Source organism: Lysobacter rhizosphaerae (assembly GCF_054779795.1).
Map to the genome: position 1 here is coordinate 77,300 of NZ_BAAGXO010000002.1, position 24,893 is coordinate 102,192.

Here is a 24,893-nt window from a genome sequence, read left to right on the forward strand (position 1 = left end):
CGTACTACTTGGCGTGAAATTGCGGTGTGAACCTTGCTGAGCGGCAGTGGCATTGAAAACCGCGTAAGCGGCAAGAAATCTTCGCTTTTCGTTCGCGACGCGGGCTCAGCGCAACACGCGGAATTCCACGCGCGACCACGCACCGCTATCCGCAAGCGCCGTCAGCGCATGCACGCCCGGGTCGCCAAAGTCGTGCAGGAAGGAACCCGCGCCTTGGGACTCGCCGATAAAACGTCCATCAAGGAGCCAGCGGATGCGCGCCTCGCTGCCGATGGCCCGCACCGACAGGCGCAAGGGATGGGTGCTGTTGGGCGCGCGCGCGAGGCTGGCCTTGTCGTTGATGCCTTCGATGCGCAGCTCTTCGCTGGCATCGCGCCCGTCTGGCGCGCAGTCGGGCGAAAGCGCCGGGAGCCGTGCCGCCGTGCGCGCTTCCACCGACAACCAAGGCGAGGCCAATGCCGGCCAACGCGCGATTTCGCCCGCGCGCCGTTGATGCGGTCTGCCGCAGTCGGCGGACAGGCGCAGGCCCGAGTGGGTGTCGACATCGAACCGCTCACGACCCGCGTTCCACAGCCGGGCATCGCGTTCGGCGAAGGTCGGCGGGACGACGCCATCGAGCGTCCACGCTTTCAGCTTCCTGCGGCATAGCTGTGGCGCCTGGGGATCGGGTGGCAGTCCCAGTGGCCAGCAGATGTCGATCTGCTCGACGTTGCGCGGCGGCGGCCGCGGCGCGCCATCGCCATGCTGCGCCGGCAGGCTGTCGATGACCTCGAACAGCAGGGGCAGCGACGTCACCACTCCATACTGGCCTGGCAGCGGCGTGCCATCGGGACGCCCCACCCACACGCCCACTGTGTAGCGCCGCGTGCTGCCCAACGCCCATGCGTCGCGGAATCCGTAACTGGTGCCCGTCTTCCACGCCACGCGCGGCCGGCCGTACTGCTCGAAGGTGTCGGAGACGCTGCCGGGGCGCGGATTTGCTTCGAGCGTGTCGCGGATGATCCATGCCGCACCCGGCGACAGCAGGCGCCGCTCCACGCGCGGCGCGGCCGGCTGGTAGCGCACACGTCCCGCGACGCCCTCGCGGTTCAATGCGGCGTATGCGCCGACAAGATCTTCCAGACGCGCACCGGTGCCGCCGAGGATCATGGCGAGATTGGGCTTGCCGCCGTCAGGCCACTTCAGGTCGATCCCTGCATTCGCGAGACGCGCGGCGAAGCGTGAGGGACCGACGCGATCGAGCAGGTCGACAGCCGGCACGTTCAGGGACAGGCGCAAGGCTTCGGCCGCACCGACGGGCCCATTGAAGGCCATGTCGAAATTGCCGGGCCGGTAGTCGCCGAACGCCTGCGGCGCATCGACGAGGAGGCTTTCGGAATGGATCAGCCCGTCGTCGAGGGCGAGGCCGTAGAGGAATGGCTTCAGTGTTGAACCCGGCGAGCGCCACGCCTTGACCATGTCGACATGACCGAGGCGTGCCTTGTCCGCGAACTCGACCGAGCCAACGTAGGCGCGCGCTTCCAGCGTGGCGTTGTCGACCACGAGCAACGCGGCGGAAGTCCGCTCGGGAAGATCGGAAAAATAGGCGGAAACACGTTCTTCCAGCGTGCGCTGCAGGTCGATATCGATGGTGGAGTCGATCCGGACTGCCCTGGGATTGGCAACGCGCAGGCGTTGCGCCAACAGCGAGGCATGGCGAGGCGGCTGCAGGGAGCGCGCGACGACGGGCTCCATGCGCGCGTCGCGGACATCCTGTGGCGACCACACACCCAGCGTGGCCATGCGGGCGATGACCTTGTCGCGGGCAAGGCGTGCATGTTCGGGTTCACGATCGGGCCGCAACCGGCTGGGCGATTGCGGCAGCACGGCCAGCAATGCGGCTTCGGCATGCGAGAGGCGCGCGGCGGGCTTGCCCAGATAGGCCCAGCTCGCGGCTTCGATGCCTTCCACCGTGCCGCCGAAAGGCGCGCGATTGAGGTAGATGGTGAGGATCTCGCGCTTGTCCAGGTGGACCTCTAGCTGGATCGCGCGTCCCAGTTGCTTGAGCTTGCCCCAGGGCGTGCGCGCGTACCGGCCATTGGCCGAAGTGTCGAGGATGCGCGCGACCTGCATGGTCAGCGTCGACCCGCCCGAGACGACGCGGCCGTTGCGCAGCCACTGGCCGCCGGCACGCAGCAGCGCGACCGGGTTGATGCCGGCGTGGTGCCAGAACCATCTGTCTTCGTAGTCCAGCAACGCCTGCAGATACAGCGGCGAGACCTGTCCGGTGGTGACGGGATAACGCCAGATGCCACCGCGATCGGCAAAGGCCCGCAGCGGTGTGCCTTCGCGCGAAAGCACCACGGCGCCGGCATCGCGTTCGCGTGGCAGCGGCAATGGGAACGCCAGGTCCAGCAGCATGGCTGCGGTGATGAGCAGCAATGCGGCCAGCGCGAACTGGAGCGGGAAGCGGCGGTGGATGCGGAGTGGACCGAAGAAATGGAAACCCGCCGCGCCAGCGTCGATCGCGCCGGCGTCGATCGCGACTTCGCAGTGTCGCTCTTGATCGTCATCCCGGCGCAAGCCGGGATCCATTTCGCGATGCCGCTGTTGCTCGTCATCCCGGCGCAAGCCGGGATCCATTTTGACCTTGCTGTTGGCTTTTCTCTTGAACATTGGAAGGCAACGACAACAGCAAAATGGATCCCGGCTTTCGCCGGGATGACGATCCCTTTCCCGACTTTCGCCGGGATGACGATCCCTTTCCCGGCTTTCGCCGGGATGACGATCCCTTTCATTCCGGCCATCCCTCCAACCCACGGCTCGTTTGGTTGGGTTGGAGAGCACGACACAGAATTCGGATCACCGCCCTGGCTGCTTCACCGTCAGCATCGCCGGACTCGCCTTGCCGACGCCGCGCATGTCGGGACGGTACATGTCCTCGACCAGCGAGGGTGGCACGGTGTAAGTACCCGGAGTCACCGCGCGTACCAGGTAGAACAATCGCGCCGTGTCGTAGGTGCTGAGCTTCAATGCCGCGACATAGCGGTCGTCGCGATACTCCTCGTGCCGCACTTCCGCCGCCTCGTCGCGATCGGCGATCTCGATGCCGTCCACGACCACACCTGCCCATTGCTTGGCATCGCCCAGGTTGAAGTTTTCGATCTCCAGGCCCGCCGGCAACAGGTCCGTCACCAGGGCGTCGGGCATGTTGACGCTGCTCTTGATGGTGAGTTGCACGATCAGACTGTCGCCTTCCTCCAGGATGCCGCCACTCCATTCGCTGCCGTCGGTGTTGTAGTACTTGCGCGCGACTGACACGACGCTGGCATCTGGCTCCGGCGCGTTGCGCGGTATGCCGGCAACCTCGAGGCTGGCATACAGCGGCGGCTGGCCCTGCGGCACGAAGCTCGCGCCCCGCGCCAGCGCGTCATGGTCGAAAACCCGCCCGGTGATGCGCGTGGCCGCGACATCGGAGGTTTCCGCGCCCACCTTCCACTGGCCCGACACCATCTTCTTCTGGTCGGCCATCAATGCCTTGCCAAGCCGCGCCAAGGCCACCTGCTCCTGCGTGCTCAGCCAGAACCAGCGCTGGCTACGGCGTGCATCGAGTTCGCGCCCCAGCGAGACCGCGCGGGTGTCGTACTCCGGACTGGCGTAACCGCGCTCGTGCAGCAACGCGATCATCAGGGCGTCATCGCGCAGGCGCGTGCCGTAGTCGGCGAGATACACCGGACGGTTTTTCGGATCCATGCCAAAGCCCATGGCTATGGCCTTGGCACCACGGGATTTGTCGCCCTGCAGCGACAGGGCCAGGCCCAGGTGCACCAGCGGCAGGCCCGTCAGACTCTGCTTGCGGTTGTTGTCGTACAGCGCCCGCAGCGTACCGAGCGGCGCGCGGTTGACGCGCGCAAGCACGTAGCCGGCGTGTGCCTGGTAGGCGAACTTGAGATGGTCGCGGTTGTCGTAGCCGTAGAACGGTGCACCGCCTGCCAGCAGATCCTCGTTCAGCGCCTTCAGGGTCTTCTGCAGCATGGCCTCGGGCACGGCGAAGCCGGCCTCGCGCGCATCCAGCAGGAATTCAGCGATGTACGGCGTCAGTGTCTGGTTGACGTAGTCGCCATCGCCCCACATCGAGAAGTGACCCGAACTGACCTGCATCGAGGCCAGTCGCCCGAAGGCGCCCTCCATGCGCTCACGCCGCTGTTTCGCGCTGAGCCCGGTCACGCCGAGCATGTTCGCGGTGGCCTCATCCAGTTCCAGTGCGGCGTAGCCCTTGCTGGTGGTCTGCTCGGCGCAGCCGTAGGGATACTTCAAGACGTCTTCCAGCGCGGCGGCGAACGGAATCGGCGGCAGCGCGCTGACGACCATGCGCGCCTGCACCGAGCCGGGCATCAGGCCGTCGGTCAGGTCGGTGCCCAGTGGCACCGCCGCAAGTTCGCTGAGAACGCGCGTCCGCGAGCGCATGACCTGCGACCAGCCCGGGCGTACCGGCACGTCGTACTTGCGGTCGACGCTGTAGCCATTGCCATCCACGCGCACGCGTACCTGCGCCGTCGTGTAGCCCTCGCGCGCAACCAGCGGGAAGGTGTAAGTCGTCTTGCCATCGACGGCGAGCCTGGCCGTGCGCGTCGCGTCACTGAGCGACAACGGGCCGATGCCATCGAGTCGCACCTTGAAGTCGCCGTTCTTGCCGGTGAAGTTCTGCAGGTCCAGCGTCACGCTGCTGCGGTCGCCGGGCGCCAGCACGCGCGGCAGGCTGGCTTCGGCGAGCACCGGCGCACGCACGACGGTCTCGTTGTCCTTGCTGCCGTATCTGTTGCCCGAGTAGACCACCGCCGAAACGCGCAGCGTGCCGTTGAAGTCCGGAACCGCCAGCTTCACCCGCGCCAACCCTTTCGCATCCAGCTTCACGGGGCCACTGAACAGGTCCACGGTCTGCACATGCGCCGTCGGACGACGGGCCTGCGGCAACGCCAGCGGCGCCATATCGCCACCGAAACGGATCTTTGCCGTGCCGCCCTCGAAACTTTCGATCACCCGTCCATAGACGTCGTACGCATCCACGCCAAGGCGACGCTGGGCGAAGAAATGCGAGCTGGGATCGGGCACGGGGAAACGCGTGATGTTGAGGATGCCGACATCGACCGCGGACACGGTGACGAACGCCTCCTGCCCCGCCAGCTGCGGGACGCTCACCGTCACCGGCAGGTCGCGCTCGGGGCGCATCTGCTTGGGCACGGCAAGGCCCACGGCGACGGTGCGGTCGCGACGATCCATGGGCACGTGCGCGATGCCCACCGCGCGTGCGGGCGTGATCTTGTCCGTGGCGCTGCCGCCGCGGAACACCAGCGCGGTGACATAGACGTCATGGCGTTCCCAATCCCGGGTGACCGGGATCTCGAACGTGCTGCCCGCTTTCGCTTCGATGTCCTGCACGTAGAGCATATGGTCGCTTTCGACCATCAGCAGGCCCTTGCCTTCATGCGGCGGCGTCAGCGTGACCTTGAGCTGGTCGCCGGCCTTGTAGGCGGTCTTGTCGAGCGCGAGCTTGACCTTGTCCGGGCGCGCATCGAGGCCGCGGTTCTCGTCGCTCCAGCTCCAGCCGGCCTTGAACGGGTAGCGCGTGGTGAGCCTGGTCGCGGGGTCGTAGACATCGAGGCGGTACTCGCCCCACTCCACCGGAAAATCGATCTTTGCCGGCGATGCCCCGACATCGACGACGCGTGTCGTGATGTCTTCATAGCGACTGGTGAAGTCGTAATCCCAGCTGTCGTCGCTCCAGTTCCAGTGGTAATCGCGATGCTCGCGCACCAGGGTCACCCGCAGCCCCTTGCCGGGTCGCACCTTGCCGTCGCTGCCGAAGCGGCTCAGCTGGAAAACCGCATTGGCATTGGAATCGGCGCCTTCCTTGTCGTCGAACAACGGCCGCACGCCGACCAGCGCATCGGCTGGCCACAGCACGCGCTTCAGGCTGCGGTTGACGCTGCGCCCCCCGGTTTCGAACACGCTGCCGGTGAGCATCGCGGCGATCGTGCTGACCGGCCTGGCTTCGGCCGGAAGCGCGATGTCCTGCTGCAACTTGCCTTCGGCATCGAGCTGGGTGTCGATGACATCCTTGGCCTCCTTCGGCAGGGCCAGCGTGGGATCGCCGAAGAACCAGCCGGGCATCTGTTCGAGCGGATGCTGCTCGACGGCGACGGTGAGTTTTGCCGTGAAACGGTTGGACGCCGCGGGCGCGCCATACAGGTAGGCACCGGTTGCCTGCAGGCGCAACGGTTCGCCGGGCTTGATGATGTCCTGCGCGGCGAGATCCAGCTTCATGCGTTCGGGCAGGAACTCTTCCACGCGCAGGGTCATGCCCTGCACCGCTTCCTTGCTGGCGGGATCCGTACGGAATTCCACCCGCCAGCGGCCCGTGGCGGCATCGACCGGGATCACCTGCGCATCGCGGATGAAGCCCTGCGCGTCGGGCTGCACCTTCGTTTCCAGGAACGTCTTGCCGTCCGGCTGCACGTAGCGCACGAACAGGGGTTGCAGTGCCTTGCCCTTGACCGCAACGGGCTGCCCATCCTGGTCGCGGAGCAATGCGGACAGGCGCGCGGTTTCCCCGGGGCGGTAGAGATCACGGCCGGACCAGGCGAAGACGTCGAACCAGGCCTGTTCGCGACCGGCCACGGCGAACTCGGAAAGGTCCAGCGCCGGCTGGTTGAACGGCAACATCGACACGTCGCCGCCGCGCTGGGCGATCAGCACGTGCGCGGCGTCGAGCTTGTAGTCGAGCATGGCGTTGCCGTTGCGGTCGGTCGCCGACTTCATCACCGGCTCGCCCGCGCCGTTGAGGATCTTCAGTTCCACGCCGCTGATGGCGCCGCCGGTTTCGAGCGAGGCGGCGTGCACGAACAACCTGTCCTTGTAGGCGCGCGCGTGCAGGCCAAGATCGCTTACGGTGAAGAAGGCGGTATCGAACTCCTCCTTGAACGTGCCGGTGCGTTTCATCACCGCGAAGTACAGGCCCGGCGCCTGCAGTTCTTCGATGTCCTGCAGCGGCAGGTAGGTCAGCACGCGCTCGTTCTTCTTGCCGCCGAGCACGAAGCGGTTGACGTATACGGGCTCGGCAAGCTCCGACAGCGGCGCGCGGCTGTGCTGGACGCCTGCATCGTCGTCCCACGAATAGTCGCGCTCGAGGTCCCACGCGCTGCGACGGCCACCGCGCTGGAATTCGGAGAAGAACCTGGGCAGGTCCTTCTCCCTGATCCGCAGGAATTCGACGTCGATTTCCGGCACGTTCACCGATACCACCGGCAGGCCGCGGCTCTCGCGGGCCGGCAACACGCTGCCCTGCGACGCGAAGCCGACGACAGGCTCGAGGGGGCCGGTGTAGACCGTGCGTTTCTCTTCCTTGCCCAGGCGGTTGCCGTCCGCGGCGGTCAACCCTGCGCTGATCGTGACGACGTATTCCTTGCTGGCTTCCACGTGCGGGAAGCGCAGGACCCTGGCCTCGTCATCGCCGTCGTCATCGAGCACCCAGCCGCCCTTGACCGGCGCACCTTCCTTGTCGGTGACGGCGATCAGTGAGTCGAATTCCTGCGAACCCACCAGCGGCCGGCTGAACTCCAGCGCGAGGGCAAGTTCATCGTCGTCCTTCTGGTCGGGGTAGGCAGCGAGCAGGCCGAAGCCCTTCACGGCTTCCCGCTTGCCCGCGATCTTCTCGCCGGTAACTTCGGGGAGCTGGCCAGTGGCCTCGCGCTTGCACCCGCCAACGACAAACAGGGCAAGCAGCGCCAGCACGAACATGCCGTGCCACTGCAGGCGAACGGAGGACAAACGGGACCGCAAGGATCCATCCCGACACCGAACGCGCTTCATGCGACTCTCCCCAGGTTTGCGCACAAGCGTATAGAACCGGAGCCACGTCACACAATGGCGTCCAGCGGTAGCAGGAAGCACGCCAGTGAACTGACGTTTAGCATTGCCACGTCGCGCCTGCAGTAACCCAAAGAAGAGCAGTTACGCGGTTTACCGGCCGCGACGGCCAAGTGCTTCCGCGCCTGGCCTGGAAAAGAAAACGCCGCCCGAAGGCGGCGTTTCCAGGAACCGGAACCGATCCGGAACCGACCCGGATCAGTCGACCGGATCCATCGTCGCTTCGGAGCCGTGCGCGGCGATTTCCACCCCGTGCGCGGCAACGGATTCGCCATCGCCCTCGTCGTCCAGCGACGCGTCCAGCCGTTCGATCGCCTGCAGCGTTTCGTCCGCCGCCATCCGCATCAGGGTGACGCCCTGGGTGTTGCGGCTGACCTGCGAGATCTCCGCCGCGCGCGTGCGCACCAGGGTGCCGCCATCGGAAATCAGCAGGACCTCGTGGTGGTCGGACAGCTGCACCGCGCCGACCAGCAGGCCGTTGCGCTCGGTGGTCTTGAGCGCGATGACGCCCTGGGTGCCGCGTCCCCTGCGCGGGTATTCCTCGGCCGGGGTGCGCTTGCCGTAGCCGCGTTCGCTGGCGGTGAGGATGTCGCCGTCGCCATCGACCACGATCAGGCTGACGACCTTGGCGCCGGTCGGAGCCTCGTCGCCCTCGCCCTCGCCTTCGCCTTCGGCCAGGCGGATGCCGCGCACGCCGGTGGCGGTACGGCCCATCGAGCGCACTTCGCTCTCGGCGAAACGCACGGCCTTGCCGTTGCTTGCGAACAGCATGATGTCGCGGGTGCCGTCGGTCAGCTCGGCGTTGACCAGCGCGTCACCCTCGTCGAGGTTGATCGCGATCTTGCCCTTCTGCAGGCGGAAGGCGAACTCGGTGAGCGGGGTCTTCTTGACCGTGCCATTGCGCGTGGCGAAGAAGACGTACTTGCCTTCCGCGTACTCGCGCACCGGCACCACCGCCTGGACCTGTTCGCCGGCTTCCAGCGGGATCCAGTTGATGATCGGGCGGCCGCGCGCGTTCGGACCGGCATCCGGCAGCTGGTGCACGGACAGCCAGAACACGCGACCCGCGCTGGTGAAGGTCAGCAAGGTGTCATGGGTGTTGACCAGCCAGAGCTTGTCGATGAAGTCCTCGTCCTTGGTCGACGCCGCACTGCGGCCCCTGCCGCCGCGCTTCTGCGCGCGGTAGGCGCTGACCGGCTGGCGCTTGGCGTAGCCGGAGTGGGACAGCGTCACGACCACGTCTTCCGGCGCGATCAGGTCGAGGATGTCGAGGTCTTCTTCCGAAGCGCGGATCTCGCTGCGGCGCGGGTCGTTGAATTCTTCCTTGAGGTTGCGCAGCTCCGTGCGAATCACGTCGAGCAGCACGGCCGGGTTCTCGAGGATCTCGATCAGGCCGCGGATGGTGTCGAGCAGCTGCTTGTATTCCTCGGTCAGCTTGTCCTGCTCCAGCCCGGTGAGGCGGTGCAGGCGCATCTCGAGGATCTGCTGCGCCTGGGCCTCGGTCAGCTGGTAGCGACCGTCGATCAGGCCGACGCCTTGCGGCAGGTCTTCCGGACGCGAGGCTTCGGCGCCGGCGGCGGCCAGCAACGCACCGACCAGGCCCGACTCCCACGTGCGCGCCAGCATGCGGTCGCGCGCCTCGTTCGGGTTCGCCGACGTCTTGATCAGCTCGATCATCTCGTCGATGTTGGCCAGCGCGACGGTGAGGCCTTCGAGGATATGCGCGCGGGCGCGGGCCTTGCGCAGTTCGAAGATCGTCCGGCGCGTCACTACTTCGCGGCGGTGGCGCACGAAGGCTTCGAGGATCTGCTTGAGGTTCAGCAGCTGCGGGCGGCCGTCGACCAGCGCCACCATGTTGATGCCGAACACCGACTCCATCTGCGTTTGCTGATAGAGGTTGTTGAGCACCACTTCAGCGGACTCGCCGCGCTTGACCTCGATGAAGATGCGCATGCCGTCCTTGTCGGACTCGTCGCGCAGCTCGCTGATGCCCTCGAGCTTCTTTTCCTTCACCAGCTCGGCGATCTTCTCGATCAGCCGCGCCTTGTTGACCATGTACGGGATCTCGGTCACCGCGATGGCTTCGCGGCCGGTGTCCTCGTTGACTTCGATATCAGCCTTGGCGCGCATGCGCACGCGGCCGCGACCGGTACGGTAGGCGAGCTGGATGCCGCCGACGCCGTTGATGATGCCCGCGGTCGGGAAGTCCGGGCCGGGGATGTAGTGCATCAGGCCGTCGATGTCGATCGCGGGATCGTCGATCAGCGCGATCGTCGCGTCGACCACTTCGCCGAGGTTGTGCGGCGGGATGTTGGTCGCCATGCCGACCGCGATGCCGGCGGAACCGTTGACGAGCAGGTTCGGCACCCGGGTCGGCATGACCGTGGGTTCGAGTTCCTTTTCGTCGTAGTTGGGCTGGAAGTCGACGGTTTCCTTGTCGATGTCAGCCATCAGCTCGTGCGAGAGGCGCGACATGCGCGCCTCGGTGTAACGCATCGCGGCGGCGGAGTCGCCGTCGATCGAACCGAAGTTGCCCTGCCCGTCGACCAGCATGTAGCGCAGCGAGAACGGCTGCGCCATGCGCACCAGCGTGTCGTACACCGCGGTGTCGCCGTGCGGGTGGTACTTACCGATGACGTCACCGACGATACGAGCCGACTTGTAGTACGGCTTGTTGCTGTGCGCACCCAGCTCGGTCATCGCGAACAGCACGCGGCGATGCACGGGCTTGAGACCATCGCGGACATCGGGAAGCGCGCGGCCGACGATCACGCTCATCGCGTAATCGAGGTAGCTGCGGCGCATCTCGTCTTCGAGGTTGACCGGGATGATTTCCTTGGCGAGTTCTGCCATTCGGGTTCCGTATGGGTGCGTTTGCATCGGGCCCGGAGGCGAGGCAAAACCATGCCCGAGCGGGCGTGTTTTGCGGCTCGCTCAGGGCGGCTTCAAAAGACGTGAAATCTTAGCACGGATCGGCCTTTCAATGGCCCCTTATTCCCACGCAGAAACAGGCACTTACGCGCCTTTTCGGAAGCCGTTTTGAACGTGCCCCGCCGGCCGATCGCAGGACCGCCGGAATAGCGCCCGATCAGGCGCCGAACGCGGCCTTCATGGCGGCTTCGTCCGGACGCTCGACGACCCCCTTTTCGGTCACGATCGCATCGATCAGATCGTGTGGGGTGACGTCGAAAACAGGGTTCCAGGCGCCGATGTCGTGTGCGGCCGTGCGCACGCCGCCGATCGCGAACATCTCGCCCGGGTCGCGCTCCTCGATGTGGATGGCGTCGCCGGACGGCGTGGCCATGTCGACCGTGGAGGACGGCGCGGCGACCATGAACTTCACCCCATGGTGGCGGGCGGCAATGGCCAGCTGGTAGGTCCCGATCTTGTTGGCGGTGTCGCCATTGGCGCAGATGCGGTCGGCGCCGACGACCACCCATTGCACGGCGCCCGTCTTCATCAGGTGCGAAGCCGCGGCATCGGCGATCAGGGTCGGCTGGATGCCGTCCTGCTGCAGTTCCCACACCGTCAGGCGTGCCCCCTGCAGCCACGGGCGGGTCTCGCCGGCGTATACCCGGCCGATCCGGCCCTGGGCGACCCCTGCGCGGATGACGCCCAGCGCGGTACCGAATCCGGCGGTGGCGAGCGAACCGGTATTGCAGTGGGTGAGCACGCCGCTTGCGGGCGCGATCAGCGCCGCGCCGAGCGCACCCATGCGGCGGTTGGCGGCCAGGTCCTCATCGTTGATCGCCTGCGCTTCACGCACGCTCACATCGCGCCAGTCCGGGCCCGCCGCGCCCAGTGCCCGACCCATGCGTGCCAGCGCCCAGGCGAGGTTCACGGCGGTGGGACGTGCGTCGTTGAGACGCTGCATCGGCGCCTCGAGCTTGCGCGCGGCTTCGGCACCGTCGGCGGCTTCGATCTTCATGCCCGCGAGCACCACGCCCCACGCAGCCGCGATGCCGATCGCCGGTGCACCGCGCACGGTCAGCGAATGGATGGCGGTGGCGACTTCGTCGCTGGTTTCGCAGCGCACGTATTCCGTTTGGAACGGCAGCTTGCGCTGGTCGAGCAGCTCCAGGGCGTCGCCGGTCCAGCGGATGGGACGGATGCGGTCGTAGCGGTCGAAGTCGATGGCGTTGTCCATGGGGCAATTGTATGCCCTGCGGATGCAACAGCCGCGGGGCGACTAGGCGCGGCCGAAGTCGAACGCCAGGACATCGGCAATGCGCGTCGTGGCGAGCATGGCCATCATCAGGCGATCGACTCCGAGTGCAACGCCGGCACAGCTGGGGAAACCGGAATCCAGCGCCGCCAGCAAGCGTTCATCGCGCGGTGGCTGCGCATCGCCGCGTTGCCCGCGCCGCTGCAGGTCATGGTCGAAGCGCATCCCCTGTTCCGCGGCATCGGCGAGCTCGTGGTAGCCGTTCGCGATCTCCAGCGGACCGAGGTACAGCTCGAAGCGTTCGGCTACGGGCGGGTCGCCGGCGCGGATGCGGGCAAGTGCGCATTGCGAAGCCGGATAGTCGTACAGCGCCAGCAGCTGGTCGGCGGGAAACGCAGGTTGCAGGCGGTGCGTCATGAGCAGGTCGAGCCAGTCGTCGCGGGTCAGGCCCTGCGGGTCGATCACGACATCACCCAATGCCTCGCGCAATTCGGCTTCGCTCGCCGTCGCGGGGTCCACGCGCAGCTGCTGTCGATAAAGGTCGTGGTAGCTGACCTGCGTCAACTCCGCGCTGCGTCCCACCAGCGCCAGCGCGGCGTTGACCACCGCCGCCGCTTCCTCGATCAGCCGGCGATGGTCCCAGCCGACCCGGTACCACTCGAGCATGGTGAACTCGGGGTTGTGGCGGCCACCGGCTTCGCCATCGCGGAATACGCGGCCGAGCTCGTAGCAGTCGCCCAGGCCCGCGGCCAGCAGCCGCTTGAGCGGGTATTCCGGCGACGTGCGCAGCCAGCGCCTGCGCGGCGCTCCATCGGTGCGGCCACTGAATTCGAGGGAGAACGAGGCGATGTTCGGGTCGGTATTGCCGGCGCGCGAAAGCACCGGCGTCTCGACTTCGAGTACCCCGCGTTCGGCAAAAAAACCGCGGATGGCGGCGTTCAGGCGCGCACGCAGGCGCAGGGCCGCGAACGAAGCCGATGGCTGCCAGTCCCGGGGCACTGTCCCTGTCACTGTCGCGTCCCGGCGAGGAAGGCGAGCAATCTCGCTTCGTCCCAGATCTCGATGCCGAGTTCCTGCGCTTTGGCGAGCTTGGAACCTGCCGCTTCACCGGCGACGACGAACGAGGTCTTCTTCGACACGCTGCCGGACACCTTCGCCCCCAGGGCTTCCAGCCTGGCGCCCGCTTCATCACGCGACATCGCCTCCAGGCCGCCGGTCAGCACGACGGTCTGGCCGGACAAGGGCCCTTCGGAGGCGCGCTGCGGTGCGCCTTCCTTCCAGTGCACGCCATTGGCGCCGAGTGCGGCGATGACTTCGCGGTTGTGCGGCTCGGCGAAGAAATGGGCGATGCGCGCCGCGACGACGGGACCGACGTCCGGTACGTGCCTCAGCGTGTCCACATCGGCCTCCATGATCGGAGCGAGCGCGCCGAAGTGTTTGGCCAGGGTCTTGGCGGTGGACTCGCCGACATCGCGGATACCCAGCGCATACAGCAGGCGTTCCAGCGTGGTGTTGCGGCTCGCATCGATGGCGGCAATCAGGTTTTCCGCCCATCGCGTTGCCACCTTGCCGGCCTTCACGGTCTCCGGGGTGATGCCATCGCGCTCGTCGGCGCGGCGCTTCATCTCGAGGAAATCATCGAGCGTCAGCTTGTAGAGGTCGGCAACGGTGTGCACATGATCCAACTCGACCAGCGCCGTGATGAAGCGCTCGCCGAGACCCTCGATATCCATGGCGCGGCGCGATGCGAAGTGGAAGAGCGCCTGGATGCGTTGCGCCGGGCAGAACAGCCCCCCGGTGCAGCGTGCCACCACTTCGCCTTCCTCCCGCTCGACCGCCGACCCGCAAGCGGGGCATTGCGACGGCATCACGAACGGCGGATGCAGCGGATTGCCCTGCTTGTCGCGCGGGCGCCGTTCCTCGATCACGCGCACGACTTCGGGAATCACGTCGCCGGCCCGGCGGATGATCACCACGTCGCCCTTGCGCACGTCCAGGCGCGCCACCTGGTCGGCGTTGTGCAGCGTGGCGCGCGTCACCGTGACGCCGCCGACGTGTACCGGATTCATCAGCACCCACGGTGTCACCGCGCCGGTGCGGCCCACGTTGACCTCGATCGATTCGACGGTGGTGGCTTCTTCCTGCGCCGGATACTTGTGCGCGATCGCCCAGCGTGGCGCGCGCGAGACGAACCCCATGGCGCGTTGCTGGTCGTAGCGATCCAGCTTGTAGACCACGCCGTCGATGTCATAGGGCAAATCGTCGCGCTGCTGGCCGATGTGTTCGAAATATTCGAGCAGGCCTCCGGCGCCACGCGCCGTGGTGACCTGCGGACTTACCGGCAGCCCGAACTCGCGCAGCAGGGCGAGCGTCTGCGAATGCGTGGGCGGCAGCTTCAGGCCTTCCACTTCGCCCAGCGAATAGGCGAAGAACGCCAGCGGCCGTTGCGCGGTCACGCGCGGATCGAGCTGGCGCAGCGAACCGGCGGCGCCGTTGCGGGGATTGGCCAGTGTTTTTTCGCCATTCTCCCGCGCCCACTCGTTGTAGCGTTCGAAGGCGGCCTTGGGCATGTAGACCTCGCCGCGCACTTCGAGCACGGAGGGCGCCTTGCCGCGCAGCTTGAGCGGAATCGCACGCACCGTGCGCAGGTTGGCGGTGACGTCCTCGCCGGTGGCACCGTCGCCGCGCGTGGCACCGCGCACGAACTGCCCGTGTTCATAACGCAGGCTGATGGCCAGGCCGTCGAGCTTGGGCTCGGCGGAAAACATCGGCTCGAAATCGCCGGTTTCCTTGCCGATGCGGGCGACGAACTCGTGGATTTCGTCGGGACTGAAGGCATTGGCCAGCGACAGCATCGGCACCGCGTGGCGGACTTCGGCGAACTTCGCCGACGGGGCGTTGCCTACGCGCTGCGTCGGCGAGTCGGTCGAAGCCAGCTCGGGATGTTCGGCTTCCAGGGCCTGCAACTCGCGCAGCAGGCGGTCGTACTCGCTGTCCGGAATGCTCGGATCGTCAAGGACGTAATAGCGGTAGTTGGCGTCTTCGATCTGCTGGCGCAGTTCGGCAATGCGGCGGGCGGGGCCTTGGGTCACGTGGATCCTGCGCTCGATGGTGCGGCGATCCCCGATTGTAGTGCGCAGTAGTGCGCAGCCTTGTGGACCCGCTGTTTGTGGACCGCAAAAAATCTCAGGGCCGGGCGTCCCGCCGCGAGGGAATCGACGGCCCAGGCCGGCTGCGCCGATGCCTGGACCGAAGTATTACCAGCGCCCGGGCCTGGTCAGCGGCGTCACTTCGCGCTGGCGGTCCCAGGCCCGCAACTCGTCGCGGATATGGGCGATGCGTTGGCGGCCGAGGGCATTGCGCGACTCGTCGAGCACTACGCCGTCGAGCAGTTCGGCCATGCGCTGTGCCGTCGGCAACATGGTCTCCCATGCGTCCAGCGCGGGCGTGGGTGCCGGGAGGGTGAGGAAGAACGCGATGGCCGGGGTTTCCATGGCCTGGATGTTGGCCATGTCGAAGCTGCCCGGCTTCATGATGTTGGCGACGCTGAAGACCGGTCCGCGCTCGGGATGGTTGTCGATGAGGCGATGGAACACGCCCATGTGGCCATAGGACAGCCCCGCCTTTTCCGCGGCGACCACGATGTCCGGGCCATGCAGCTTCGCGCCGGCGCGCGCCGCGAGGTACAGCGTCACGATCTTTTCGAAGCTCTCATCCGAACGTTTGCCGAGGTCGCTGCTCGCCTGGCCCGGGCCGGTGCCCGCGGCGTCGGCTGCCAGCTCCAGCTCAGCCTGCGTGGCGCGTTCGTCGTAGTTGTCCACGACCTCGCCATTGCCGGCGGCGCTGTTGAGCGTCGGTTCCGCGCGCGGCGCGAACTGATCGGCGATGCTGGGGCGCGGGACCCGCTTGCCCTGTTCCTGCTTGCGCGGCCTGCCGAAGAAGACGATGGCGCCAATCAGGATCAGTCCGGCGATGGCGATCGCGATGCGCAGCAGGGTCGTGTCGGACATCGTGCGTGGTCTCCGTTTTTTATCGCGATTTACGCGGCGCCGGCCAGGCGCGTGGCTTCGGCCAGGTCCACGGACACCAGGCGGCTGACACCCGGCTCGCGCATGGTCACGCCCGAGAGCTGTTGCGCGGCTTCCATCGTCGCCTTGTTGTGCGTGACGAACAGGAACTGTACCGCTTCGCTCATCTCGCTGACCATGGCGGTGAAGCGGCCGACATTGGCTTCGTCGAGCGGCGCGTCCACTTCGTCCAGCAGGCAGAACGGCGCCGGATTGAGGCGGAAGATCGCGAACACCAGCGCGACTGCGGTCATCGCCTTCTCGCCGCCGGACAGCAGCGAGATGTTCGACACGCGCTTGCCCGGCGGACGCGCCATGATCGCCACGCCGGTGTCGAGCAGGTCCTCGCCCGTGAGTTCCAGATAGGCATGGCCGCCGCCGAACAGGCGCGGATACAGCTCCTGCACGCCGGAATTGACGCGGTCGAAGGTGTCCTTGAAGCGGCCGCGGGTCTCGCGGTCGATCTTGCGGATGGCCTCTTCCAGCGTTTCCAGCGCCATGGTGAGGTCGGCGTCCTGGGCGTCGAGGTATTCCTTGCGCTGGGCCTGCTCCGCGTGTTCCGCGATAGCGGCCAGGTTGACCGGTTCCAGGCGGCGCAGCTTGCCGTCGAGGTCGGTGACGACCTTCTCCCACGCCGACGGATCGGCATGGTCGGGCAGCGTGTTGACCACGTCCTCGATCACGAAGCCGGCCTCGACGATCGCCGCACTCAGCGTTTCGGCCTTCAATACCAGCGCCTGCTGTTCGAGGCGGCGCTGGCCGATGGCTTCGCGTTGCGAGATCGCCTGCTCGTCGCGGGCATGGCGGGTCTGCTCGAACTGGCGCAGTTCGTTGTCGATGCCGTCGAGCGTGGTGCGCGCGGCAGCGAGGTTCTGTTCGACGATGACGCGCTGCTCCAGCGCGACCTGGCGCTGCTGGTCCAGCTGGTGCACGGGCTCGTCGCCTTCGGCGAGCTGCTCCGCGAGTTCGCCCAGGCGTGAATCAAGCTGACCGCGCTGGCCGCCCATGCGGTCGAGGCCCTGCATCAGGCCGGCGATCTGGGCGCGCTGGGTTTCCACCGACAGCAGCAGCGCCTGCGCGGCATCGCGCGACTCGCGAGCCATGTTGCGGGCCTGCTCGCGCGCCTCGGACAGCGCACGGCGTTCGGCGTCGAGCGCAATGCGCACGTCTTCCAGTTCGGCCATGCGCATGACCGCCTCTTCCTGGCGCGCACGGGCCTCACCGGCCTGCTCGCGCGAACCGCTCAGGGAGCTGGCGAGCTGGGCGAGTTCGGCATCGATCTTTTCGATGCGGCCGCGGGCGTTGTCGAGGCGGCCCTGCTGGCTCTGCAGCTGGCCGGCCAGTTCGGACACGCTGCGGTGCGCCATGTACAGCGCGCGCTGGGCGTCTTCGCGATGCTGTTCGGCGGCAAGCAGGCGATCGCGCCAGGCGGTGATGCCACGCTCGAGCTCGTGCTCGCGGTGCTGCAGTTCTTCGATCTGCGCGCGCAGTGTCTGGATCTCGCGCTCGCGCAGCAGCGCGCCCTGCTTGGCGGCGCCGGAGCGCAACACGCGCACCCAGCCGGCGCCGAGGCGCTCGCCATTGCGGGTGATGACGGACTCGCCGTCGCCGAGCTGCGGCAGCAGCGCACGCGCCTCGCCCAGGGTTTCGGCGGTGTGCAGCTTGGCGAGGATGCGGCGGATCGCGATCGGGCCCTGCACCTTCGACGCCAGCGACGTCGGGGCGAACGTGACGGACTCGTTGTGCGGATCGACCAGCGAGAGGCGGCCTTCGCCGAGATCGCCGATCGCGTCGACCAGCGCCTCGGGGGCTTCGACCAGTACGCCTTCGATCAGCTGGCCGAGCGCGCCTTCGACGGCGTTTTCCCAACCCGGCTCGACGACCAGCTTCTCGCCGACGCGAGCCGCGTTGTCGAGGCCACGCTGGCGCAGCCATTCGGTCGCGGCGCCCTGCTCCTGGCCCAGCGCGGCGTGCTGCAGCGTTTCCAGCGAGGACAGGCGTCCACGCGAGGTCTGCGCCTGCTTGCGGACCTCGGCGAGCTCGGTCTGCGCGGCGCGCTGCTGGTCCTGCAGTTCCGTCAGGCTGTGCTTGCGGGTCTCCAGCTCGGTCGTGAGGCTGTCGAGCGATTCCTTCTGGGTGTCGTGCTGCTCCTGGATACCGGCGAAGGCTTCCGCCAGCGCGGTCAGGTCGAGGCCGGCACGCTCGGTCGTCAGCGATTCGCGACGGCGATCGGCGTCGAGCGACTGGCGGTCGAGGTGTTCGATGCGGGTGCGTTCGACGTCGGCGGCGCGGGCGGCTTCGGACTGCGCACGGGTATGCGTATCCCAGCGCTGCTGCCACTCATTGAGCCGGGTTTCGGCGTCGCGCAGCGCATCCTGGCGGGCGATGTCTTCCTCGCGCAGCTGTTCCAGGCGCGGCTCGGCTTCCTCGATGGCGTTGCTCAGCACGTCGAGCTTCGACTGGTCGTTGCCGATGTGCGAGGCGATCTCGGCCAGCTGCGTCATCGCCTCGTCGCGGGCGCGCTGCAGGCGCGTGGACATCTCGCGCTGGTGCTGGATCTGCTGTTCGATGCGCGCCAGTGCACCGCCGACTTCGTAGCTGGCGCCCTGGGCCTTGTTGAGGTTCTCCGCGGCTTCCTCGCGGCGCACGCGGCCGGTTTCGATCTCGCGCTCGGCTTCGCGCTGCTCGGCGATCAACTGCTGCAGGCGGGTTTCCTGCTGGCCCAGCTTCTCGCGCTGGGTCTGCAGTTTCTGGTCGAGGACGCGGTGCTCCAGCGCCTTCCACTCGGCGTCCTTCACCTTGCGCTCGGCCTGGATCGCCTGGTACTGCTCGGCCTGGCGCGCCTGGCGCTTGAGGTGTTCGAGCTGCTTGCCGACCTCCTCGCGCAGGTCGTTGAGGCGGTCGAGGTTCTCGCGGGTGTGGCGGATGCGGGTCTCGGTTTCCTTGCGGCGCTCCTTGTACTTGGAGATGCCGGCAGCTTCCTCGAGATAGACGCGCAACTCCTCGGGCTTGGCCTCGATGACCTGGCTGATCATGCCCTGCTCGATGATCGAGTAACTGCGCGGGCCCAGGCCGGTGCCGAGGAACAGGTCGGTGATGTCGCGGCGGCGGCACTTGGCGCCATTGAGGTAGTACTGGCTCTGGCCATCGCGGCTGACCACGCGCTTGACCGAGATTTCGTTGAACGCGGCGAACTCACCGGTGATCGTGTGATCGGAGTTGTCGAAGATCAGCTCGACCTGCGCCTGCGATACCGGCTTGCGCGCCGAGGAACCGGCGAAGATCACGTCGGTCAGCGAGTCGCCGCGCAGTCGGCTGGCCGAGCTCTCGCCCATCACCCAGCGCACGGCATCGATGATGTTGGACTTGCCGCAACCGTTCGGACCAACGACGCCGGTCATGTTGGTCGGCAGGTGCAGAGTGGTCGGATCGACGAACGACTTGAAGCCGGAGAGCTTGATGGTGGAAAGACGCATGTGGCGCGGGTGCCCCGGGCGAGGCCATTGCCGGCTTCGCCACTTGATTCTGAAACAGGTTAAATAGTTCGCCTAAGCCATTGATTCACTTAGACGGCGTCCGACTTACAAGCCGGAGTTGTGGGCGAGTATAACGGGCCGGTTTGCGCGTGACAGGGGCCTGCGCACGGAACCGCGGAAGTCGTCCCGCATATCTAAGGTGTGTCCGCTTCCTGCGGCGTACGCGCCCGGATGGCGAGGGCATGGATGTCGGTCGCCATCAACTCCCCCACGGCGGCATAAACGGCACGATGGCGGGCAATGGGGGACATGCCGACGAAGGCGCCGCTGACCACGTCGACGCGGAAGTGGCCGCGGCCGTCGCGCGCTCCGGCGTGGCCGGCATGCTTGTGGCTCTCGTCCTCGATCTCGAGCCGCACCGGGGCCAGGGCGGATTCGATGGCGGTACGGATCGCATCGACCCGCTGTTCGCGTGCAGGCATCAGGGCAGGACCCGCTTGAACGGGCGCACGTCGACGCGCGTGTAAACGCCGGCTTCGATGTACGGATCGGCGTCGGCCCAGGCACGGGCGTCTTCCAGGGAGCCGAATTCGGCCACGACCAGACTGCCGCTGAAGCCGGCCGGGCCCGGGTCTTCGGCATCGATGGCGGGACAGGGACCGGCCAGCATCAGGCGACCCTCGTCGCGAAGCGCAGTCAGCCGGGCAAGATGCGCCGGACGCGCCGCGACACGCCTGGAGAGGACATCCGGGCCATCGTGGCCTTCGATCACGTACCACATGTGTTCATTCTTCCTGTGCGCGGGGTCGAGGAATTGTAGCCGCGCATGAAATCGCAGCCCACGCGGCGGTGGAAGTCGCTGGACACGCCCTGCCCGGCCCCGTACCCTTGACGGCAACTACCTGAGGCCGGAAGCAGCGGCCGTCGCGACTGGGGCCCCACACCGTCGCCACACGCACATCGAAGTGCATCGCTGCGCCTTCCCGCCCCACGCCCGCAATCCACTTCACCTCCATCGCCCCGCCATGCGGGTGCGCAGGCTGAAGTCCATTCGGGCAACTTGGGACCAGCTTTCGACTTTTGCAGTCCGTAGCACCTTGCGGTCGTGCCGTGCAGACCGGGCCTTGCCCCCTGCCAGCACCGCCGATGCCAGCCAATGCCAGGGCCCGGAGGGGCCGGCTTCGAATGACCGATGACGTAAACAGCGGCGATGTAACCGGCGATGGCAGCGTGCCTGCCGCGCCGGAAAACAACCACAACGGCAACAACCGGCCGCAGCAGCAGGAAATGCCGCTGGCGATGGTGCTTGGCCAGCCGGTGCTGCAGATCCCGCAGGACCTCTACATCCCGCCGGACGCGCTCGAGGTCATCCTCGAAGCCTTCGAGGGCCCGCTGGACCTGCTGCTGTACCTGATCCGCCGGCAGAACCTGGACATCCTCGACATTCCGGTGGCGGAGATCACCCGCCAGTACGTCGAGTACATCCAGTCGATGCACGAGATGCGCTTCGAGCTGGCGGCCGAATACCTGGTCATGGCCGCGATGCTGGCCGAGATCAAGTCGCGCATGCTGCTGCCGCGCGCGCCGACCGAGGAAGGCCTGGAGGACGACCCGCGCGCCGAACTGGTGCGTCGCCTGCAGGAGTACGAACGCTTCAAGAAGGCCGCCGAAGATATCGATGCCCTGCCCCGCCAGGACCGCGATACCACCCCGGCTACCGCCTTCGTCCCGGATCGCGCCTCGGTGAAGCTGCCGCCGCCGGTCGAGATGAAGGAGATGCTGCTGGCCCTGCACGACGTGCTCAAGCGCGCCGAGCTGTTCACCCAGCACGCGATCAAGCGCGATGCGCTGAGCGTCCGCCAGCGCATGGCGGACCTGCTGGAGGCGTTGAAGGACGGCGCCTTCCATCGCTTCGAATCGCTGTTCACCGCCGAGGAAGGCAAGCTCGGCGTGGTGGTGACCTTCCTCGGCCTGCTCACGCTGGCCAAGGAGCAATTGCTGGAAATCGTCCAGGAAGGCCCGTTGCAGCCGATCTACGTCAAGTCGCTGGCCCTGATGAAGGAAGGCGAGGAGATCGAGTTGAGCAGCGAATTCGACACACCGGCCGCGAACGACGATTCGCGCTGACGCCACGAACGACACCCATCCCAACCGCCCGCACCCGCGGGAAGCTGCTTAAGGCCAGAGCCCCCGAGCATCCATGGATCAGAATTTCATCACCCGCATAGTCGAAGCCGCCCTACTCGCGGCCAACCAGCCGCTGACGCTGGCACAGCTGCATTCGCTGTTTCCCGAGGAGCAGCCCGCGCCCAACGACAGCGTCGAGACTGCGCTGGAAACCCTGCGCGATGCCTGCGAAGAACGCGGCGTGGAACTGGTCGAACTCGCTTCCGGTTTCCGCTACCAGGTCAAGGCCGACGTGCACGCCTGGGTGTCGCGCCTGTGGACCGACCGCAAGACCAAGTACACCCGAGCCACGCTCGAGACCCTCGCCCTGATCGCCTACCGCCAGCCGATTACCCGCGGCGAGATCGAACAGGTCCGCGGCGTGGCCGTCAGCAGCAACATCATCCAGGCGCTGGAAGAGCGCGAATGGATCCGCGTCGTCGGCCACCGCGACGTGCCGGGCAAGCCGGCGCTGTTCGGCACCACCAGGGCCTTCCTCGACTACTTCGGCCTCAAGCGCCTGGACGAACTGCCGCCGCTGTCGGAGCTCAAGGACATCGGCGAGCTGGAACCGCAACTGCAGTTCGACAACGTGATGGACCCGACGCCGATCGAAGCCGGCGGCATCGGGCACGAAACCGGCGTTGAAGCCGACGCTGCCAACGCCGACGACCTCGATGCCGACGAGCGCGAAGACGACGACATCGAAGGCCTCGGCGAGGCCGACGAACACAACGAACACGCCAGCGATGGCGATCCCGAAGCCGCGCCGGGAATGCGCGCGGCGGACGAGAACGAATTCCTGGAGGAAGAAACCTTCCAGGACAACGCCGTCGAGACGACGACCGTTCCAATGACCGATGACGACGCCGAAACCTCCCTCGCGGAGCAGGCATCGTCGGAGCAAGAGAAAAATGACTGAAGAAAAGAGCCGCAAGCTCACCCTCAAGCGCCCCGGCGCAGAGAACGCCGACGCCCCCAAGCTCGAGGAGCGCCTGCACAAGGTCCTCGCGCAGGCCGGCCTCGGCTCGCGCCGCGCGCTGGAACAGCGCATCGCCGACGGACTGGTCAAGATCAATGGCGAAACCGCCACGGTCGGCCAGAGCGTCACCGGCGGCGACAAGATCGAGATCGACGGCAAGGTCTTTGTCGCGACCGCGCTGACCGAACCCGCCCGCGTGCTGATGTACAACAAGCCCGAAGGCGAAGTGACCACGCGCGAAGACCCCGAAGGGCGTCCGACCGTGTTCGAGTCGCTGCCGATGCTCAAGGGCGCGCGCTGGATCGCGATCGGCCGCCTCGACATCAACACCACCGGCCTGCTGCTGCTCACCACCGATGGTGAACTCGCCAATGCGCTGATGCATCCCTCGTTCGAAGTCGACCGCGAATACGTCTGCCGCGTGCGCGCACCGGAAGGCCAGGACGTGGTGCCGGACAACCTCGTCGACCGCCTCGCCCGTGGCGTCGCGCTGGAAGACGGCCCGGCCAAGTTCGACGAGATCGAACGCGTCGGCGGCAGCAACATGCCTCAGGAAAGCCGGCACGACTGGTTCCGCGTCGTGGTGAAGGAAGGCCGCAACCGCGAAGTGCGCCGCCTGTGGGAATCGCAGGGCTGCCAGGTCAGCCGCCTCAAGCGCGTGCGCTACGGCAAGGTCGCGCTGCCGCGCGAACTGCTGCGCGGCCAGTCGCAGGAACTCGCCTCCGAGAAGGTCGAAGCACTGCGCAGTGAACTCGGCCTCGAGAGCGATACGCCTTCTGCCCTGACGCTGCAGCCGGTGATCGGCCAGCGCAAGGCGACCAAGTCGACCATCGACCTCACCGGCCGCGCCCGCTCGCAGGGTTACGTCAGCGGCCACAACACCGCCGACGAAGGCCGCGAACTGCGCCGCTTCGACCATGTGCGCGAAGACCGCCGCGGTGGCCGCGGTGGCAAGAAGCCGCACGGCGGCCTGACCGTCAGCGGCGAAATGGCGGCGAAGCAATCGCAGAAGCCGTTCAAGCAGCGCAAGGAAAAGGGTCCGCGTCCGTTGCCGGAAGGCAATCCCGCCGCGTTCCGTACCTGGTACGTGCCCGAAGGCGTCGAGACCGGCCCGACCGGGCATCGCAATCCGGAAAACCGTGGCCCCCAGAAGCCTTACGGCAAGCGTCCTGGTGGCGGTGGCGGTGGTGGCGGTTACGGCGATCGCGGACCGCGTCGCGAAGGTGGCTTTGGCGGCGGTCAGGGTGAAAGCCGTGGCCCGCGTCGCGAAGGCGGCTTCGGCGGCCAGGGCCAGGGCGAAGGTGGACGCGGCGGCTACGGCGGCGAACGCGGTCCGCGTGGCCCGGGTGGCGAGCGTGGTCCGCGTGGCCCCGGTGGCGGTGGTGGCCAGGGACAGGGTCGCGCGCCCAAGCCCTACGGCCATCCCGGCAATGCACCGCACTTCCCGTCCGACCATGCAGGCACGGGCGGCTTCAATCCGTACGGCGACAAGCCGCGCGGCCCGCGTCCGGGCGGACGCCCGGGTGGTCCGCGTCCTGCGGGAGGCGGTCCGCGTCCTGCAGGCGGTCGCCCTGCCGGTCCCGGCGGAAATCGCCCGGGTGGCAATCGTGGCCCCGGCGGCCCGCGTCCGGCCGGCCCCCGTCCTGGTGGTCCGCGCGGTGGTGGACGTCCCGGCGGCGGCCGCCACTCCGGCGGTTGATCGAGCCATTCGCGACAGGAACAAAAGGCGCTTCGGCGCCTTTTGTTTTTGTGGTTTCCCGCAGGCGATTCATTAAACCCGCGCTCACAGCCGCTTCTCACGCCGGGTGCTATGTGCAACCCGGCACAACGCGGAGAACTGCCATGCGCACTCCAGCGAAATTCGCGGCCCTCATTACAGGCATTCTCATCGTGTTGTATGCGTCGAGCGTGCGAAGCGGTGCACTGGTCGAGATCCCGTTCGGGCTCGGCAACTTCCAGATGCCCTGCTGATCGACTCAGCGGCTTCCTGATCAGCAAGGGAAGGTCAACCAACTGCAAATCGAGCCATGACATGGGCCCGCTAGGTGAACGCGGCCTGTCCTGTACAGCCGCCTTCGCTCTGTCGTGCATGCAATGGGCGTACACGACAGGTGCGGATTCGCACTGACAGC

14 protein-coding genes are annotated in these 24,893 nt (G+C 67.1%); 4 read left to right on the forward strand and 10 right to left on the reverse strand.

Annotation, left to right across the window (positions count from 1 at the left end; genetic code table 11):
* Positions 1-105: 105 nt before the first annotated feature.
* The 10 genes from pbpC to ACYVGE_RS04490 all read right to left on the reverse strand — a co-directional run bounded on the left by pbpC (position 106) and on the right by ACYVGE_RS04490 (position 20,394).
* Positions 106-2,622, reverse strand: a complete 2,517-nt coding sequence (gene pbpC, locus ACYVGE_RS04445) for a penicillin-binding protein 1C (RefSeq protein WP_460727460.1) — start codon at positions 2,620-2,622, stop codon at positions 106-108.
* Between the two features lie 219 nt (positions 2,623-2,841).
* Positions 2,842-7,776, reverse strand: coding sequence for an alpha-2-macroglobulin family protein (locus ACYVGE_RS04450; RefSeq protein WP_460727680.1), 4,935 nt, complete (start codon positions 7,774-7,776; stop codon positions 2,842-2,844).
* Positions 7,777-8,103: 327 nt separating this feature from the next.
* The gene (gene gyrA / locus ACYVGE_RS04455; protein ID WP_460727462.1) at positions 8,104-10,758 is read right to left on the reverse strand and encodes a DNA gyrase subunit A; all 2,655 of its coding nucleotides are present in this window, start codon (positions 10,756-10,758) and stop codon (positions 8,104-8,106) included.
* 235 nt (positions 10,759-10,993) lie between these two features.
* Positions 10,994-12,052: an S-methyl-5-thioribose-1-phosphate isomerase gene (gene mtnA, locus ACYVGE_RS04460; RefSeq protein ID WP_460727464.1), complete on the reverse strand. Its 1,059-nt coding sequence runs from the start codon at positions 12,050-12,052 to the stop codon at positions 10,994-10,996.
* A 42-nt stretch (positions 12,053-12,094) separates the two neighbouring features.
* Positions 12,095-13,081, reverse strand: coding sequence for an EF-P lysine aminoacylase EpmA (gene epmA / locus ACYVGE_RS04465; RefSeq protein WP_460727467.1), 987 nt, complete (start codon positions 13,079-13,081; stop codon positions 12,095-12,097).
* Positions 13,078-15,162: an NAD-dependent DNA ligase LigA gene (ligA, locus tag ACYVGE_RS04470; protein ID WP_460727469.1), complete on the reverse strand. Its 2,085-nt coding sequence runs from the start codon at positions 15,160-15,162 to the stop codon at positions 13,078-13,080. The genes epmA and ligA overlap by 4 nt, the downstream gene beginning before the upstream one ends.
* 165 nt (positions 15,163-15,327) lie before the next feature.
* Complete coding sequence (gene zipA / locus ACYVGE_RS04475) at positions 15,328-16,080, reverse strand: cell division protein ZipA (RefSeq protein WP_460727471.1); 753 nt, start codon at positions 16,078-16,080, stop codon at positions 15,328-15,330.
* A gap of 29 nt (positions 16,081-16,109) precedes the next feature.
* Positions 16,110-19,613, reverse strand: a complete 3,504-nt coding sequence (smc, locus tag ACYVGE_RS04480; RefSeq protein ID WP_460727473.1) for a chromosome segregation protein SMC — start codon at positions 19,611-19,613, stop codon at positions 16,110-16,112.
* A gap of 194 nt (positions 19,614-19,807) precedes the next feature.
* The gene (locus ACYVGE_RS04485) at positions 19,808-20,095 is read right to left on the reverse strand and encodes a BolA family protein (protein ID WP_460727475.1); all 288 of its coding nucleotides are present in this window, start codon (positions 20,093-20,095) and stop codon (positions 19,808-19,810) included.
* A complete protein-coding gene (locus tag ACYVGE_RS04490) occupies positions 20,095-20,394 on the reverse strand; it encodes a YciI family protein (RefSeq protein ID WP_310052397.1) in 300 nt (99 codons plus the stop codon). The genes ACYVGE_RS04485 and ACYVGE_RS04490 overlap by 1 nt, the downstream gene beginning before the upstream one ends.
* A gap of 404 nt (positions 20,395-20,798) precedes the next feature.
* On the opposite strand from ACYVGE_RS04490, the gene ACYVGE_RS04495 reads away from it, so the two are divergent.
* The 4 genes from ACYVGE_RS04495 to ACYVGE_RS04510 all read left to right on the forward strand — a co-directional run bounded on the left by ACYVGE_RS04495 (position 20,799) and on the right by ACYVGE_RS04510 (position 24,732).
* A complete protein-coding gene (locus ACYVGE_RS04495) occupies positions 20,799-21,740 on the forward strand; it encodes a segregation and condensation protein A (RefSeq protein ID WP_460727477.1) in 942 nt (313 codons plus the stop codon).
* A 73-nt stretch (positions 21,741-21,813) separates the two neighbouring features.
* Positions 21,814-22,701: an SMC-Scp complex subunit ScpB gene (scpB, locus tag ACYVGE_RS04500; RefSeq protein ID WP_460727479.1), complete on the forward strand. Its 888-nt coding sequence runs from the start codon at positions 21,814-21,816 to the stop codon at positions 22,699-22,701.
* Entirely contained in the window at positions 22,694-24,460 is a 1,767-nt protein-coding gene (locus tag ACYVGE_RS04505) for a pseudouridine synthase (protein ID WP_460727481.1), read from the forward strand. Before scpB ends, ACYVGE_RS04505 begins: the two co-directional genes overlap by 8 nt.
* A gap of 143 nt (positions 24,461-24,603) precedes the next feature.
* Complete coding sequence (locus ACYVGE_RS04510; RefSeq protein WP_460727483.1) at positions 24,604-24,732, forward strand: hypothetical protein; 129 nt, start codon at positions 24,604-24,606, stop codon at positions 24,730-24,732.
* Positions 24,733-24,893: the final 161 nt, after the last annotated feature.